The sequence below is a fragment of the Flavobacterium piscisymbiosum genome, assembly GCF_020905295.1.
Taxonomy (GTDB): domain Bacteria; phylum Bacteroidota; class Bacteroidia; order Flavobacteriales; family Flavobacteriaceae; genus Flavobacterium; species Flavobacterium piscisymbiosum.
The window spans coordinates 3,550,333-3,566,030 of record NZ_JAJJMM010000001.1 but is presented as its reverse complement, the minus strand read 5'-3'; the positions used below and the strand labels follow the sequence as shown (position 1 = coordinate 3,566,030).

Annotated in this window: 14 protein-coding genes; 2 read left to right on the top strand and 12 right to left on the bottom strand. The window is 32.7% G+C overall.

Annotation, left to right across the window (positions count from 1 at the left end):
• Positions 1 to 103 precede the first annotated feature (103 nt).
• The 8 genes from fabV to LNP81_RS15510 all read right to left on the bottom strand — a co-directional run bounded on the left by fabV (position 104) and on the right by LNP81_RS15510 (position 7,956).
• Positions 104 to 1,294, bottom strand: a complete 1,191-nt coding sequence (fabV, locus tag LNP81_RS15545) for an enoyl-ACP reductase FabV (protein ID WP_230037345.1) — start codon at positions 1,292 to 1,294, stop codon at positions 104 to 106.
• Between the two features lie 107 nt (positions 1,295 to 1,401).
• Positions 1,402 to 3,054 (bottom strand): DNA repair protein RecN, encoded by a 1,653-nt coding sequence (gene recN / locus LNP81_RS15540; protein ID WP_230037343.1) that lies wholly within the window; start codon positions 3,052 to 3,054, stop codon positions 1,402 to 1,404.
• Between the two features lie 52 nt (positions 3,055 to 3,106).
• A complete protein-coding gene (gene porD, locus LNP81_RS15535) occupies positions 3,107 to 3,991 on the bottom strand; it encodes a type IX secretion system protein PorD (RefSeq protein WP_230037341.1) in 885 nt (294 codons plus the stop codon).
• 70 nt (positions 3,992 to 4,061) lie between these two features.
• Complete coding sequence (gene coaBC / locus LNP81_RS15530) at positions 4,062 to 5,276, bottom strand: bifunctional phosphopantothenoylcysteine decarboxylase/phosphopantothenate--cysteine ligase CoaBC (protein ID WP_230037339.1); 1,215 nt, start codon at positions 5,274 to 5,276, stop codon at positions 4,062 to 4,064.
• 11 nt (positions 5,277 to 5,287) lie between these two features.
• Positions 5,288 to 5,605 (bottom strand): DNA-directed RNA polymerase subunit omega, encoded by a 318-nt coding sequence (locus tag LNP81_RS15525; protein WP_012025451.1) that lies wholly within the window; start codon positions 5,603 to 5,605, stop codon positions 5,288 to 5,290.
• A gap of 9 nt (positions 5,606 to 5,614) precedes the next feature.
• Positions 5,615 to 6,409: an outer membrane protein assembly factor BamD gene (locus LNP81_RS15520; RefSeq protein WP_230037337.1), complete on the bottom strand. Its 795-nt coding sequence runs from the start codon at positions 6,407 to 6,409 to the stop codon at positions 5,615 to 5,617.
• A 136-nt stretch (positions 6,410 to 6,545) separates the two neighbouring features.
• Complete coding sequence (dapA, locus tag LNP81_RS15515; protein ID WP_230037335.1) at positions 6,546 to 7,427, bottom strand: 4-hydroxy-tetrahydrodipicolinate synthase; 882 nt, start codon at positions 7,425 to 7,427, stop codon at positions 6,546 to 6,548.
• 16 nt (positions 7,428 to 7,443) lie between these two features.
• Positions 7,444 to 7,956 (bottom strand): DUF6913 domain-containing protein, encoded by a 513-nt coding sequence (locus tag LNP81_RS15510; RefSeq protein ID WP_428979519.1) that lies wholly within the window; start codon positions 7,954 to 7,956, stop codon positions 7,444 to 7,446.
• A 47-nt stretch (positions 7,957 to 8,003) separates the two neighbouring features.
• Here LNP81_RS15510 and LNP81_RS15505 point away from each other — a divergent pair, with 47 nt between their 5' ends.
• Positions 8,004 to 8,783: a 5'-nucleotidase C-terminal domain-containing protein gene (locus LNP81_RS15505; RefSeq protein ID WP_230037332.1), complete on the top strand. Its 780-nt coding sequence runs from the start codon at positions 8,004 to 8,006 to the stop codon at positions 8,781 to 8,783.
• 166 nt (positions 8,784 to 8,949) lie between these two features.
• Positions 8,950 to 9,861, top strand: a complete 912-nt coding sequence (locus LNP81_RS15500) for a bifunctional metallophosphatase/5'-nucleotidase (RefSeq protein ID WP_230037330.1) — start codon at positions 8,950 to 8,952, stop codon at positions 9,859 to 9,861.
• Here LNP81_RS15500 and LNP81_RS15495 read toward each other — a convergent pair.
• The 4 genes from LNP81_RS15495 to LNP81_RS15480 all read right to left on the bottom strand — a co-directional run bounded on the left by LNP81_RS15495 (position 9,847) and on the right by LNP81_RS15480 (position 15,667).
• Positions 9,847 to 10,542: a lysoplasmalogenase family protein gene (locus LNP81_RS15495; RefSeq protein WP_230037328.1), complete on the bottom strand. Its 696-nt coding sequence runs from the start codon at positions 10,540 to 10,542 to the stop codon at positions 9,847 to 9,849. The genes LNP81_RS15500 and LNP81_RS15495 overlap by 15 nt on opposite strands.
• The gene (ligA, locus tag LNP81_RS15490; protein ID WP_230037326.1) at positions 10,529 to 12,535 is read right to left on the bottom strand and encodes an NAD-dependent DNA ligase LigA; all 2,007 of its coding nucleotides are present in this window, start codon (positions 12,533 to 12,535) and stop codon (positions 10,529 to 10,531) included. The genes LNP81_RS15495 and ligA overlap by 14 nt, the downstream gene beginning before the upstream one ends.
• A gap of 249 nt (positions 12,536 to 12,784) precedes the next feature.
• On the bottom strand, positions 12,785 to 14,722 hold the full coding sequence (locus tag LNP81_RS15485) for an OmpA family protein (protein ID WP_230037324.1): 1,938 nt from the start codon (positions 14,720 to 14,722) through the stop codon (positions 12,785 to 12,787).
• A 12-nt stretch (positions 14,723 to 14,734) separates the two neighbouring features.
• Positions 14,735 to 15,667: a PorP/SprF family type IX secretion system membrane protein gene (locus tag LNP81_RS15480; RefSeq protein ID WP_230037322.1), complete on the bottom strand. Its 933-nt coding sequence runs from the start codon at positions 15,665 to 15,667 to the stop codon at positions 14,735 to 14,737.
• Positions 15,668 to 15,698: the final 31 nt, after the last annotated feature.

Below are 15,698 nucleotides of genomic sequence, written 5' to 3'. Positions count from 1 at the left end.
TGGCAATTTTTTAAACTTCAAAATTTTAACAAAGATAGGCTATATTCATAAAAAAACCATCAACTTTAGGTTGATGGTTTTTTCAATTATGCTATTTTTTTATCTACTTGATACTTTCGATTTCAACAACTTCATTTGTATCTGCTTTGTAATCTACTCCAGCAAATTCAAACCCAAAAAGATTTAAGAAATCATTTCTATATCCGGCTAAATCTCCAATTGCAGGTAATGTTTCAGTCGTAGCTTCTAACCAAAGTTTAGCCACTTTTGCCTGAACATCTTCACGCATTTCCCAATCGTCGATTCTGATTCTTCCTTTCTCGTCTACAGGAACTTCAGATCCATTGTATAATCTGTCCTGAAACAAACGTTGGATTTGCTCGATACAACCTTCATGAATCCCTTCTTCTTTCATAATTTTATACAAAAGAGAAATATATAACGGGATTACCGGAATTGCAGAACTTGCCTGAGTTACTAATGCTTTGTTTACAGAAACATAAGCTTTTCCTCCTATTGATTTTAAACTATCTGTAATAGAAAATGCTGTAGCTTCTAAATTATCTTTTGCACGGCCAATTGTTCCTTTACGGTAAACTGCCTCTGTCAATGATGGTCCAATGTATGAATAAGCAACTGTTGTAGCTCCATCTGCTAATAAATTTTCAGCTTTTAAGGCATCAATCCACATAGTCCAGTCTTCGCCACCCATTACTGCTACAGTATTCTCAATATCTTCTTCATTTGCAGGAGCAATAGAAACTTCTGTTACATTTCCTGTATGAAAATCTACTGTTTTATTCGTAAAAGTTTGTCCGATTGGTTTTAAAACTGAACGGTGCAACACTCCTGTAACCGGATGTTGACGAACAGGTGATGCTAAACTATAGATGATAAGATCAACTTGACCTAAATCGGCTTTGATTAAATCTAAAGTTTGTCTTTTTATTTCGTTTGAAAAAGCATCTCCATTGATACTTTTTGCATATAAACCTGCTTTGTGAGCTTCTGTTTCAAATGCAGCAGAATTATACCATCCTGGTGAAGCTGTTTTTCCTTCAACTGGTGGTTTTTCAAAAAACACTCCAATAGTTGCAGCATCAGATCCAAAAGCACTTGTGATTCTTGAAGCTAATCCAAAACCTGTTGAAGCACCAATAACTAATACTTTTTTCGCACCAGCAATTTTACCTTTTGATTTTATATATTCTATTTGATTTTTAACATTTTGCTCGCTGCCCTTTGGGTGTGCAGTCAAGCAAATAAATCCTCTCATTCTAGGTTCTATAATCATATTTTTGTATTTATTCGTTGATTGGGTTAATCTTATCATTAAGATAAATGAGTAACTTATTTACGTTTGTTTAATTAGCTTTGAGTTGACAAATATAAATTATTTCTTTAGTTCAACAAGGCTTTAGCATGATTTAAAGCCGAATCAGAGACAACTGCTCCTGATAACATTTGTGCAATCTCTATAACTCTTTCGTCCTGAGACAATAGCTTCAATTCTGATTGCGTATCGTCGTCTACCGTAGATTTGAATACTTTGAAGTGAGAATCTCCTTTTGCTGCTATTTGAGGCAAGTGCGTAATGGCAAAAATTTGCATTGTAGTGCTCATTTCTTTCATAATCTCCCCCATTCTAATCGCGATTTCTCCAGAAACTCCGGTGTCGATCTCATCAAAAATTAAAGTAGGTAATTTTGAATATTGTGCCAAAATTGCTTTAACAGCCAACATAATACGGGACATCTCCCCTCCTGATGCTACTTTTTTCAATAAACCAAAATCAGTTCCTTTATTGGCAGAGAACAAAAATTGAAGCTCGTCTTTTCCATTTTGAAAATAGGTTTGCGATGGCAAAAGTTCCATATTAAAACGAACGTTTGGCATTCCTAAAGTTTCTAAAATCGAGATTAATTTTTGAGACAAAACAGGAATTGCATTTTGTCTGTTTTTGTGAATTGTTGCCGAAAAAGCATCTAATTCAATTGCTTTTTGATCTATTGATTTAGATAATAGAGCAATTTCTTCTTCGATATTATCAAGCTCCAATAAGGTGTTTCCTAAATTTGCCTGAATTTCGATCAATTCATCAACAGAAGTTACCTGATGTTTCTTTTGTAAATTATAAATTAATTGCAATTTTTGACTTACAAATTCTAATTGCACCGGATCATTCAATAATTTTTCGGAAGCATTTTGCAATTCTTTAGAAACATCATCAAATTCAATTGCCAAACTTGTTATTCTCTCGAATATATTTTGATACTCAGGAGAAAAAAGTGCAATTTTTTGTAATGCTGTTTTGATTTCATTCAGATTATGAAAAATCCCAAATTGCTCTTCATTAGCAATCACAAGAGATTTATCTATTGCTTCTTTTATAATCTCAACGTTATTTAATTTCTCAAAATCAGTTTCTAATTCTTCTTGTTCTCCTGATTTTAATTTAGCCGAAACTAATTCATTCAATAAAAAAGTATTGTACTCCTGCTCTTTTCCTGAATCACTTTGTTTTTTCAATAAAGCATTCAATTTCAATTTATCTGCTTTATATGATTTTAATGCTGTTTGATACGATTGAATAGTGTCAAAATTATTCGCAATTGCATCAATTATTTTAAACTGAACTCCTTCATCTGAAAGTTCCTGAGTTTGTTGTTGTGAGTGAATATCAATCAAAAACAAACTTAGATCTTGCAATTCCTGGAGGTTTACGGGACTATCATTAATAAAAGCACGAGATTTTCCTGAAGGTAAAATTTCTCTTCTTATTATAGTATCCTCTTCATAATCGAGATCGTTTGCTTCAAAAAAGTCTTTTAGATTGTATTTGGATATTTCAAAATGCGCTTCGATTACACATTTTTCTTCTTTATTTTTTAATGATGTCAAATCAGCTCTTTTTCCTAAAACCAATCCTATTGCGCCTAATATAATAGATTTACCAGCACCCGTTTCACCTGTAATTATAGAAAAACCTCTTGAAAAATCGATGGTGAGTTTTTCAATCAGAGCATAGTTTTTAATTGACAAGGACGTTATCATAAGGAAATTGTATAAATATAAAGTTAGTTAAGATAGTAAAATTGAGAATCAATTAAAATTTAATCTGAGACCATTTAGTAGAATTCAAAGGCGATACTTTATTCAGTACATCTGTTAAATCCCCAATAGGAATACTAGGTCCTCCTGAAAATATAGAAACGATTTCATCTGATTTTGCATCAAAAAATACTCTTGTCAAAAAGGCATTTGGTTTAACCGAATTCAATTTACCAATGAGCATTATTGCATTCTTAATTTTTTCTTTTGATGCCTTCAAATCCAGACTCATTCCGTCTAAACCAGTGTGATACGCATACATTGTCTGACGTAAATCACTATACATTGGCGAAGCAAGATCATTTATTAAATAGTAACGGTTTTGAAGTCCATCAGACTGGCTCCAGCCTTTAGATCCGCCTTGTTGTGCAACACTCGCAATATTCTGAGCAGTTTCAAGATATTGATTTCCCGCTCCCATTTGAAAAGTATCCGCATCCATAGCCAAAATCACATAACTGTAAAAAGAAACTACAGATACTAAATTTGACTCAAATGTACTAGGATTAAACAATAACGGTTCGTACTCTGTATATTGAAAATTAAAGTCTTTATCATTGTAATTTAAAACAGGCGACGAATAAGTAGAATTAAAAATCAATCGTGAAGATTGCACCTGAATCGTACCTGTAAATTGATTCGAACCTCCTGATGACAATGTAATATACATTGAGCAATTGATTCTTTCGTTTTGTTTTAAAACCGATCCCGTCCAATCTGTTTTATTTACAAATTCAGACAAAGAGGTTTGAAGTGTTTTAAAAACTTGCTGATTGGCATTGGGCAGCCTTTCTGTATTAATAGTTACAGTACAATTTAGCTGTTGTGCTTGTGTAAAGCCAAAAATAAAAAATACAAAAAGAGCAACTATTTTATTCATGCGAAAGATAATATTTGGTTTTAGCTACAATAGATTTACTATTCCTGCCATTCGTTTTTATTATAAATCATTATGACTTCGAAAAATGCAAAATCACTTTGTTTAAAATATCAACTGCAACAGATTCTTTTGATTTTAATTCCATTGGTTCGATTTCAAAATTATGATCAATAAAAGTTACTTTATTGGTTTCTTTTTTAAAACCTGCCCCTTCATCCTGTAAGGAATTTAAAACAATCAAATCTAAGTTTTTTTTCTGAATTTTCAACTTAGCATTTTCAATTTCATTTTCTGTCTCCAAAGCAAACCCAATTAAAAACTGATCTTTTTTGATCGCACCCAGCGAGGCCAAAATATCTTTTGTCTTCTCGAGTTCTATCGAAAAATTATCTGCCGCTTTTTTAATCTTTTGTAAAGCTACAACTTTAGGCCTGTAATCTGCAACAGCTGCCGCCGCAATAGCAACATCTACATCATTAAAATACAAATGACACGCATCGTACATATCCTGAGCCGAAATTACATCTACCACTGTTATTAAGCTATTTTTAACCTTATAATGTGTTGGACCTGAAACCAGAATAACCTGTGCTCCAAGACTAGCTGCTTCATGAGCAATATCAAAACCCATTTTTCCTGAAGAATGATTTCCTATAAAACGTACGGGATCTATCGCTTCGTATGTTGGACCGGCAGTAATTAATATTTTTTTCCCTTTTAGAGGTAACTTGCTATCTAAATCAGCTTCAAGAAAAGCTACAATATTCTCAGGTTCAGCCATTCTGCCTTCACCGGATAATCCACTTGCTAATTCTCCATTTTCAGCAGGAATCATTATATTCCCAAACTGTTTCAAGGCAGCAAAACTAGATAAAGTTGAAGGATGCTTATACATATCCAAATCCATTGCCGGAGCAAAATAAACAGGACATTTAGCCGATAAATAACATGCAATTAAAAGATTATCGCAATTTCCTGTAGCCATTTTAGACAAAGTATTCGCGGTTGCAGGAGCTATTATCATCAAATCAGCCCAAAGGCCTAATTCAACATGATTTGTCCAGACAGCATCTTCATCATCCTGACTAAAGAAATTAGAATGTACCGGATTTTTTGATAACGTAGATAACGTAAGTGGAGTTACAAAATCCTTAGAAGCAGGTGTCATTATCACTTGGACATGTGCACCTGCTTTTATAAAAAGTCGTACTAATGAGGCTGTTTTATAGGCTGCAATTCCACCAGAAACACCCAGTAAAATTTTCTTCCCGTTTAAAACTGACATTATACTATATATTATTTATTTGAATTTCTGTGGTAAGTTTTACCGTCTAACCATTCCTGAACTGCTAAAGCGTGTGGTTTAGGCAATTTTTCGTAAAATTTAGAAACTTCGATTTGCTCTTTATTTTCAAAAACTTCTTCAAGACTGTCATTGTAAGTCGCAAACTCTTCTAATTTCTCAGTTAATTCTTTTTTAATTTCAGAATTAATTTGATTTGCTCTTTTAGCCATAATGGTAATTGCTTCATACACATTTCCTGTTGGCTCTTCAATAACTGTTTTATTGTATGTTATTGTATTTACAGGAGCATTCGTCTTTTTTAAATCCATGACTTTATTTTATTTAGTAAATTTTTGTAAATCTGTTTCAACTCTGGCATTCATTTCATCTGCCTGTACTTTATATTTAGTAGCACTATTAAACTTAATTAAGTTATTATAAGCTACTTTGGCAACATTTAAACGCTCTTCCATTTTTGCAGGAATACTGTTTATTGCTAATTTATATGCCGAATCGTATTTGTAAAAAAGGGCATCTTCTTTAAAAGGTGTTCCAGGATAATCAGCAATAAAATTATCAAAAGCAATTAATGCTGATTTATAATCTGAAATTGTATTGTATCCTTTTGCGTTTTCGTATGCTTTTTTCTCCAGTTTACCATTTAAAACCTTTACAGCTTCATTGGCCTGAGCGATATATTCTGAATTTGGATAATTATCTATAAAAGCTTGTAATTTCTCTAATGCTTTTTGAGTATCTGTTTGATCTAAACTATAAACAGGAGCTAATTTTGAATAACTGTAAGCGCCTAAAAATGCAGCTTCCTGAACTTTTTCGCTTCGCGGATAACCTGATGCAAAACTTTCAAACTGATAACCTGCTAAGTAGTACTGTTTTGATTTATAATAAGATTGCGAAAACATATAAAAAAGTTTCTCTGCCTGAGGTTTTCCTCTATAAGAAGGAGCTAGTTGTTCAAAAAGACGAATGGCTTTTGAATATTTCCCAGCCTCATACATTTTTGTCGCCACTTCAAACTTAGCTGCAACATCTTCATTTTTTAATGCTTTTTGGTATTCACTACAAGAACAAAAAAGGACAACAACAATTAATAGAGATACTATTTTTTTCATTTTCTTACTTTTATTATGATTTCTTAGACAATTATGCCAAAGCAAAATCACACCGAAGTTCCGGTGGCAAATTTAGTTATTAATTTAGCTACTACAAAATATTTTTTGGTATATTAAAATACCGGCAATTTCACTCTTATTTTATGCTGTTTTTTACAAATTCATTCAATCTGTTTGCCAAAGAATCATCAACCGTTACCAATGGCAAACGCACTGTGTTCTCAGCAATACCAAGGGCTTGAAAGACTTGTTTTATTCCGGCAGGGTTTCCCTGTTCGAAAATCATATCAATACAATCTGATAAAAAATATTGGGTTTTAAACGCTTCACTTACCTTTTTATTGAGTCCTAAACGAATCATTTCTGAAAATTCTTTTGGAAAACCTTGCCCGATAACCGAAATTACACCTGCTCCACCAGCCAAAACAATTGGTAAAGCAATCATATCATCTCCTGAAATTACAAGAAAGTCTTTTGGTGCATTTTTTATCAATTGCATTGCCTGAACAACATCACCAGCTGCTTCTTTTATAGCAACAACATTTTCGAAATCATTCGCTAAACGTATTACAGTAGACGGCAACATATTGCTTGAGGTTCTTCCTGGAACATTATATAAAATTACCGGAAGAGGAGAAGCTTCTGCAATGGCTTTAAAATGCTGGTAAATTCCTTCTTGCGTTGGCTTATTATAATAAGGAGAAACTGAAAGTATGGCTTCAAAAGCAGAAAAATCTCCTGTTTTTAACTCCTCAACTATTTGCATAGTATTATTACCGCCAACTCCAAGAACAAGAGGCAATCTTCCTTTGTTTGTATTGATTACAGTAGTAATAACCAATTCTTTTTCGGCTTGTGTTAAGGTAGCGTTTTCTGCCGTTGTTCCCATAACCACAAGATATTCAACTCCTCCATCTATCGAAAAATTAACGATACGCTGTAAAGCTTCGATATCTACTGAAAAGTCTTTTTTAAATGGAGTTACAAGGGCAACACCAGTTCCTATTAATGATTGCATATTCTAATTTATAATTTTATTTTATACTTTTTAAATATTTAAACAATTCGAAAACGAAAAGTTTGTAATTCTGCATAGCGGTATCAATCATCCATCGATTTAAATTTTTATCTACAGATGCAAATCCCACTTTAAATTTTGCTTTTGATTTATTGGTTATTATCATCAAAATTGCAGTTTCGACTTCATAATAACTAATCAAAAGATCAAATTCTGTTGCAATAAATTCATTCAAAAAAACTTCGGTAATTTCTCCGTTCCAACTGATATGTTTTTTACCAAATGTAGGGATCAAATATGTTTCTTTGTCTTTAAATTTACTTCTATACGCCACAACTTTTATGTTCTGAGGAGCGATGCCCTGCAGAATAAGCTCATTTACTAATTCTTTTGAATGACAAAAATCACTTTCATCGATCAGTAAACCAATTGTTTGTATATTACTGGTAAAGACTTCATTTTTGAAATTATTCAAGTTTTTATTTAATGTTTTTTTTACAAAAAATTCCTTTATATAATTTAAAAACATAGTACTTTTGCCAGATTACAAAATTAATTATTTAAGTCGCATTTAAGATGGTAAAACTAAAAAAGTATAACGGATTTTTGAAACTTTTTGTTATATTCTTAACACTTTTTTTTATAACTTCTTGCAGTCAGAAAAATTACAATCTGACGAAGATAGAAGGAAAGCAAATTCCTGTTACTGAAAAACAAGCTGAAACTCCAGCAATTGAAAATTTTATTAAACCTTATCGCGATCATATAAATAAGGATTTAGACAACGTTTTGGCTTACTGTCCTGAAACTCTTGATAAAAGTACAGGGAAATGGCAAACGAGTATTGGCAGCCTATTAGCAGATGTTTGTGTAGAAAGAGGAAATATTGTTTTTAAGGCACGTGAGAAAAAAAGCATTGATTTATGTCTTTTAAATCATGGCGGAATCCGAGCTATTTTACCAAAAGGAAATGTAACTACAAGAACCGCTTTTGAAATTATGCCATTTGAAAACAATTTGGTTGTTATCGCTTTAAAAGGAGACCAGATTCTTGAAATTGCTGCTTATATTATTAAGGAGAAAAAACCTCAGCCTTTATCAGGAATGACATTTACAATTACAAAAGACAATAAAGCCAAGAACATTTTAATTCAGGGGAAACCTCTTGATGTAAATAAGGTTTATTATGTGGCTACAAATGATTATTTGGCGAATGGCGGCGATAGCATGACTTTTTTCGCTAAGGGTGTTGAAAAATTCGATCTGAATTATAAACTTAGAGATGTATTGATTGACTATTTTAAACAAGTTGATACGATTCCGGTATCAAAAGATATCAGAATTACTGAAGAATAAAAAGACCAAGCGCATATTTAGAATAAAAAACAAATCATTTTTATGCGCGTAAAAAGTTTTAGCTACAGATTAAAGGATTAAAAAGATTAAAAATCTATGTAAATCTTTTAATCTGTGGCAAAAAAAATAACAAAATAAAATATCGTTTCCGCAAAAAATATATAAAATGAAAAGAAGAGAATTTATCGAAAAAACAGCTGCAAGTACTGCCTTATTAAGTTTAGGTTTGTCGTTAAGCAGTTTTGAAACCAACGATATTAAGCACTTAACTATTCTACATACTAATGACGTTCACAGTCACATCGATCCTTTTCCGGCTGATGATCCTCGTAACCCGAACAAAGGTGGTGTATCCCGAAGAGCTGCTCTTATAGAAACTATTCGTAGGGAAAACCCAAATGTACTTTTGCTTGATGCTGGAGATATTTTTCAGGGAACTCCATATTTTAATTATTATGGCGGTGAATTGGAATTTAAGTTGATGAGTATGATGAAATACGACGCATCGACTATTGGAAATCATGATTTTGATAATGGTCTTGATGGCTTATATGCACAAATGCCTCATGCAACTTTTGAATTTATTAATTCTAATTATGACTTTAAAAACACGGTCATGAACGGACTTGTAAAACCGTATAAGATTTTTAATAAAAACGGAATTAAAGTAGGTGTTTTTGGTGTAGGAATTGAACTTGCAGGTTTGGTAGACAAACAAATGTACAAGGAAACTGTTTACAACAATCCTGTTGAAGTTGCTCAGGATATGACGCAATTGTTAAAGAAAGAAGAGAAATGTGATTTGGTTATTTGCCTTTCGCATTTAGGTTATAAATACAAAGACGACGAATCTAAAATTTCTGATTTAAAATTTGCTGCACAAACACAAGATATTGATTTAATTATTGGCGGACACACTCATACCTTTTTAGATAAACCAACTATCGTAAAAAATAAAGCGGGACAAGATGTATTGGTTAATCAGGTTGGTTGCTACGGAATTAACTTAGGGCGTATCGATTTTTATTTTGATAAAGATAAAGCGCATACTAACCAAGGAAGATCAATTATTGTATAATACCTTTTTATGAATTTTGGCTTTTTCAAGAAAGTACTCTGCCATAAAGAAATAAGCCAAAATTTGAGTTATGTCGCGAATTAAGACCAGGACAACTGAGTATGAAAAGTATTCGTTGAAAATGTAGAATATATCCGAAAAGATGTAACTAATTGCCATTAGCGACATCAATAACGCGATATGTGTTCCTTTTGTTATATAACTTACAAACGCAAAATAGCTTAAAACACTGAGCACAACTCCATAAAAAGCATACATAAAATTAAACTTTTTGAGATTATCGAATTGTAAACTCAAAACAGAAACGAGGAGATAAACAATAAAAATAATAACTATAGATACGGGCAAAATATCTTTTTTGGTTAGCTTTATTTTTTCATGTTCTTGTATAAAAATTTTCACCAGTAATAGATATACAACCAAAAAACATATTACTCCGCCAATTTCTGAAACTTCAATATCCATTAAATCAAAAACCTGACCTATAAAACAAAATAGAAAAATCAGGATTTCAGTTTTCCCTATCTTAAACTCACTGCTTATTAAAAAATAAATAAAAATGGCAGGGAGCACAATGGCCTTGGCATATAGCGCAAAAAAATCCTGCTCCGTCCAATCAAAAATGATCGTACAAAGCAGGGCTAAAAAGAATAAAATCAAAGACGGTTTATTCGCTTTCATTTAATTTGTTTATAAAATCTTCTTCAGACAAGATAGGGATATTTAATTTATTCGCCTTTTCTAATTTTGCAGGCCCCATATTATCTCCGGCTACGACAAAATCTGTTTTGGCAGAAATTGAACTTCCTACTTTACCTCCATTATCTTCGATGGCTTTTTTTAGTTCATCTCTTGAAAATTGAGTAAAAACACCAGAAACTACAAATGTTTTTCCGATGAATTTTTCAGTAGCATTTGGGTTTATTTTTTCGACAATTTGAAACTGAATGCCGTAACTTTTTAAGCGTTCAATAATTTTTTGGTTTTCTTCATTTTCGAAGAACTCAATTACACTTCTGGCAATTCTTTCGCCAATTTCGTCTACCAGAATCAAATCCATTAAAGTGGCCTGGCGAAGTGCGTCGATATTTTTGTAATGTTTGGCTAATTTTTTAGCAACGGTTTCTCCAACAAAGCGGATCCCAAGGGCAAATAATACGCTTTCGAAAGGAATTTCTTTTGATTTCTCGACACCATTTACCAGATTTTCTGCAGATTTTTTTGCCATTCTTTCTAAGTGCAAAATATCTTCTACTTTTAATTCGTATAAATCGGCATAATTATGTACCAATCCATTCTTAAAAAGCAAAGCTACTGTTTCGCCTCCCAAACCTTCAATATCCATTGCTTTTCTTGAAATATAATGCTGGATTCTGCCTATAATCTGCGGAGGACATCCGTAAAAATTAGGACAGTAATGATTGGCTTCTCCGGCGTTTCTGACTAATTCGGTCTCACATTCCGGACAATGCGTGATATAATGTGTAACTTCTGAATTTTCAGGACGTTTTGATAGATCTACGGCAATAATTTTAGGAATGATTTCGCCTCCTTTTTCAACAAAAACGGTGTCATTTATTCTAATATCTAATTTTTCAATCTGATCTGCATTGTGTAATGAGGCTCTTTTTACAATTGTTCCTGCCAATTGTACAGGCGCTAAATTTGCTACAGGCGTTATCGCTCCCGTGCGGCCTACCTGATAGGTAATAGAATTTAATTGGGTCGAAACTTGTTCTGATTTGAATTTATAAGCGATGGCCCAACGCGGTGATTTTGCTGTATATCCTAATTCTTCCTGGTATTGAATGCTGTTTACTTTTACAACAACTCCATCAGTTTCATAAGGTAAATTATGGCGGTGAACATCCCAATAATCGATGAAGTCAAAAACTTCCTGCATATTGTTGACTAATTTTGCTTCGCTTGGCACTTTAAAACCCCATTTTCTGGCTGATTCTAAGCCTTCATATTGAGACGAAAAAGGTAAATTATTACCTGTTACAAAATACAATAAACATTCTAACGGACGTTTTGCAACCTCAGCACTATCTTGCAATTTTAAACTTCCTGATGCTGTATTTCTTGGGTTCGAATAGGGTGTTTCTCCTATTTCAATTAATTCCTGATTCATTTTTTCGAAACCGGCAAATGGCAGAATAATTTCGCCACGAATATCGAATCTTTCCGGATAATTTCCTTTTAATTGTAACGGAATTGATCGTATTGTTTTGATGTTGTTAGTAACCTCATCACCCTGAAAACCATCACCACGAGTTAAGGCTTGTACTAATTTTCCGTTTTCGTAAGTAATACTTATCGATGCTCCGTCGTATTTTAATTCGCAGGTATATTGCAAATTCACGTTTCCGAGAACTTTTTGAATTCGGTTTTCCCAATCCAGCAAATCTTCTTTCGAATAAGAATTATCCAAAGAATACATACGATATTGATGTGCTATAGTTTTGAAGTTCTTGGTAACCATTCCTCCTACTCGCTGCGTTGGAGAATGTTCGTCAAAAAATTCCGGATGTTTATTTTCTAAATCCTGAAGTTCTTTTAGTTTTATATCAAAATCGTAATCAGAAATTGTGGAATTATCTAACACATAATAATTGTAATTGTGCTGATTAAGTTCGTCTCTTAAAGTCTGAATGGTGTCTTGAATATTCATATAATATTAAAATACTGTAGGTTGTGATTTAGAATAACTGAACATCAAAATTAGGATTATTTTTGTTCTAAAACAGTAAAAAATAAAACTTTTATAAAATCAAAAATCAAGTTGCAAAACGATGCAACTTGATTTTCTTCTTGCCCATTATTCTTAAAAAGAATTAAACAAAACCAACTTCCAAATGGTTTCTTCGTTTTATGTTTTTTATTCTAATAATCCCCAAATTAGAAGAATATAAACCTAAAACTATTTCTGAATAATGATAAAGTCTGATCTTCTGTTTAATAAATGCTCTTCTTCAGTACATTTTACTCCATTTTTACATTTATTAATTAATCGGCTTTCGCCATAACCAATTGCGCTTTCTATTCTCGAAGCGTCAATACCCTGTGCTACAATATAATCACGTGTCGATTTGGCTCTGTTGTCTGAAAGTTTCAGGTTATAAGCATCTTTTCCTCGAGAATCTGTATGAGACTCAATTTTGATACGGATATTAGGAAACTTTCGCATAATAAAAACTACTTTGGCCAATTCGTCAACAGCTAAAGGTGTTATATCAAATTTGTTATAGTCAAAATAAATGGGATTAACATCTACTTTTTCTACTCCTTTCTTTTTAACTACAAGATCATCGTAATTACTTAGTTCGAAATTAACATCGGTAATTTCTGCTTCATTTTCCTTTGTAGTTTCTACTGTTTTTTCATCGTTGCTATAATTTGTTTTTGTAGCCACTAATCGAACTGTTTTATTACAAGGCACAGTTACAGCATATTTTCCGTCGTAGTTTGTTTTTGTCTCTGCCAAAATCTCATTGTACGAATTGTAAGCCACAACGGTAACGTCTGTTATTGGTAATTTTGATTTGTGATCGATTGCTTTACCTGAAATATTCTGGTTGCAAACCGGTTCTCCTTTTACAAAAGAATAAATATCATCATCGCCTTTACCGCCTGCTCTGTTAGAAGACACATAACCATAGGTACCGGTTTTATCAATAACAAAAGTAAAATCGTCTTTGTTACTGTTTATTGGAGCACCTAAATTTTGTGGTGAAGAGAAACTTCCGTCTGCTAAGAAAGTGCTTTGATACACATCAAGATCTCCTAAACCATAATGTCCGTCTGAAGAAAAATAAAGTATTCCGTTACGAAAAAATGGAAAAAGATCATTACCCATTGTATTGATTTTTGGTCCCAAATTTTGAGGCGAACTCATCGTTCCGTCATCTGCAATTTTCACTACATACAAATCGGTTTCACCATAACCTCCCGGCATATCTGACGCAAAGAAAAGCCATTGTCCGTCATCACTTAAACTAGGATGTCCTACAGAATAGTCATTATTATCAAAGAATACTTTTTGCGGATTTTCTACTTTTCCGTTTACTATTGAACCTTTAAGGATTTGAAAATTGTTAACACTATTTCCATCAATAACTAATTTGTTTTTTTTGATAATATTCGAGGAGTAATAAATTGTTTTTCCGCTGGCATCAAAACTTGCTGTTGCTTCATGATATTTGGTCATTATATTGGGTATAAACAACGCATCATTAAACAAACTTCCGTCAGCAGGATTTCTCTCTGCAACATATAAGTTTAAAAACGGCTGATTGTTCCAATTATACAATTTATCAGCAAATCTTGTTGTATCTCTGGCAGATGTAAATACGATTCGATCCTGATAGAAAGTAGCTCCAAAATCTGATTTACTGGTATTGATATCTAAATTTTTAATCGAATAAAGAGATTTCGCTTTCGCCAGACTATCGAGCTGTTTTTTTTGAGCCACGTATCTGTTGATTTCTTTTTGATCTCCTTTTTTGTTTAGATATTCTTTCGTGATTTTATCTGCATCATCATAATCCATAACGGCTTTCATTGACTGGATATAACGCAGGTAATAGATGTCTGTTAAATTATTGCCTTGCACTTCGTACAATTTTTTATACCATTTTAGAGCATTCCTGGCATCAGAAATAAAGTAATACGAGTCTGCAGCATTTTTTAACGTTTGAGCCGATGGATTTTCGATGTTTTGCAAACATTCTTCGTAAGCTTTAGAAGCATCAACATAAGAATAGTTTTTAAACAATGCATCGGCCTTTTTTAAATTAGTCTTTTGAGCAAAACCAAATGTAATGCTCAAGACTAAACTAAGGATATATAGTTTTTTCATAAGATTTCTAATTTAGAAGAATCGAGGGGATTTAATTTTACTTTGGTTCTTAGTAAATTGATAACGCAAGATGATTTCGTGCGTTCCGTCATTGTATTTGTTCAAATCACTAACCGTGTAATCAAAAGCATATCCGACATAAAAACTTCTGGATATTTGAAAACCCGCCAATATGCTCACAGAATCATCTGTTCGATAAGATCCTCCAATTACAAATTTCTCTGCAATCATAAAGTTTGCCGATATATCAGCTGTAAGTGGCGCTCCGCTTACTGCTTTTACTAAAAATGCCGGTTTAAACTTTAAATTCGGATTCAAATCAAAAACATAACCTCCCATTAAATAATAATGCAAACGATCGTAATCTATAGATTCCTGAACATCGTCGTAATAATTATTTTGAATAAAGCTTGGAATTGAGAAACCTACATACCATTTATCTGTATAATAGTAAACTCCGGCTCCAACAGCTAATTTCATTTGATTATCAATGTTTTGATTTAACAAAACATCATTATTATTATAATATCTTCCCTTAGACCAATCTACATTTAACATTCTCATACCTGCTTTAAGACCAAACGCTAATCTTTTATCATATCCTAAAGGAATTGAATACGCAAAGTTTCCGTCCAGATACAATTCGTTTGATGGACCAATTTTGTCATTTACGACACTTAGTCCTAAACCAATATTCTCGTTTCTAAGCGGTGAGTGTATAGAAAATGATTGTGTTTCTGGTGCTCCGTCTATTCCTACCCATTGAGAACGTCCCAAAAGTGTTGCTTCTAATGTTCCGGTAGATCCTGCATAAGCAGGATTTACCGACATTGTGTTGTACATATATTGTGTGTACTCCGGATCTTGTTGTGCACTGGCACAAAATGTGATAAAAGAACATATTAAAATAAAATACGTTTCTAATGATTTTATATATAGTTTCATAACGATACTTATTAAGTTTAATTAATTAGAT

What these genes read in the sequence shown, in the direction of transcription:
- fabV (WP_230037345.1), bottom strand. Translation starts at nt 1,294, where the DNA reads ATGATTATAGAACCTAGAATGAGAGGATTTATTTGCTTGACTGCACAC.
- LNP81_RS15500 (WP_230037330.1), top strand. Translation starts at nt 8,950, where the DNA reads ATGAAAAGAAGAGAATTTATCGAAAAAACAGCTGCAAGTACTGCCTTA.
- LNP81_RS15510 (WP_428979519.1), bottom strand. Translation starts at nt 7,956, where the DNA reads ATGTTTTTAAATTATATAAAGGAATTTTTTGTAAAAAAAACATTAAAT.
- recN (WP_230037343.1), bottom strand. Translation starts at nt 3,054, where the DNA reads ATGATAACGTCCTTGTCAATTAAAAACTATGCTCTGATTGAAAAACTC.
- dapA (WP_230037335.1), bottom strand. Translation starts at nt 7,427, where the DNA reads ATGCAATCATTAATAGGAACTGGTGTTGCCCTTGTAACTCCATTTAAA.
- LNP81_RS15485 (WP_230037324.1), bottom strand. Translation starts at nt 14,722, where the DNA reads ATGAAAAAACTATATATCCTTAGTTTAGTCTTGAGCATTACATTTGGT.
- coaBC (WP_230037339.1), bottom strand. Translation starts at nt 5,276, where the DNA reads ATGTCAGTTTTAAACGGGAAGAAAATTTTACTGGGTGTTTCTGGTGGA.
- ligA (WP_230037326.1), bottom strand. Translation starts at nt 12,535, where the DNA reads ATGAATATTCAAGACACCATTCAGACTTTAAGAGACGAACTTAATCAG.
- LNP81_RS15495 (WP_230037328.1), bottom strand. Translation starts at nt 10,542, where the DNA reads ATGAAAGCGAATAAACCGTCTTTGATTTTATTCTTTTTAGCCCTGCTT.
- LNP81_RS15525 (WP_012025451.1), bottom strand. Translation starts at nt 5,605, where the DNA reads ATGGATTTAAAAAAGACGAATGCTCCTGTAAATACAATAACATACAAT.
- LNP81_RS15505 (WP_230037332.1), top strand. Translation starts at nt 8,004, where the DNA reads ATGGTAAAACTAAAAAAGTATAACGGATTTTTGAAACTTTTTGTTATA.
- porD (WP_230037341.1), bottom strand. Translation starts at nt 3,991, where the DNA reads ATGAATAAAATAGTTGCTCTTTTTGTATTTTTTATTTTTGGCTTTACA.
- LNP81_RS15520 (WP_230037337.1), bottom strand. Translation starts at nt 6,409, where the DNA reads ATGAAAAAAATAGTATCTCTATTAATTGTTGTTGTCCTTTTTTGTTCT.
- LNP81_RS15480 (WP_230037322.1), bottom strand. Translation starts at nt 15,667, where the DNA reads ATGAAACTATATATAAAATCATTAGAAACGTATTTTATTTTAATATGT.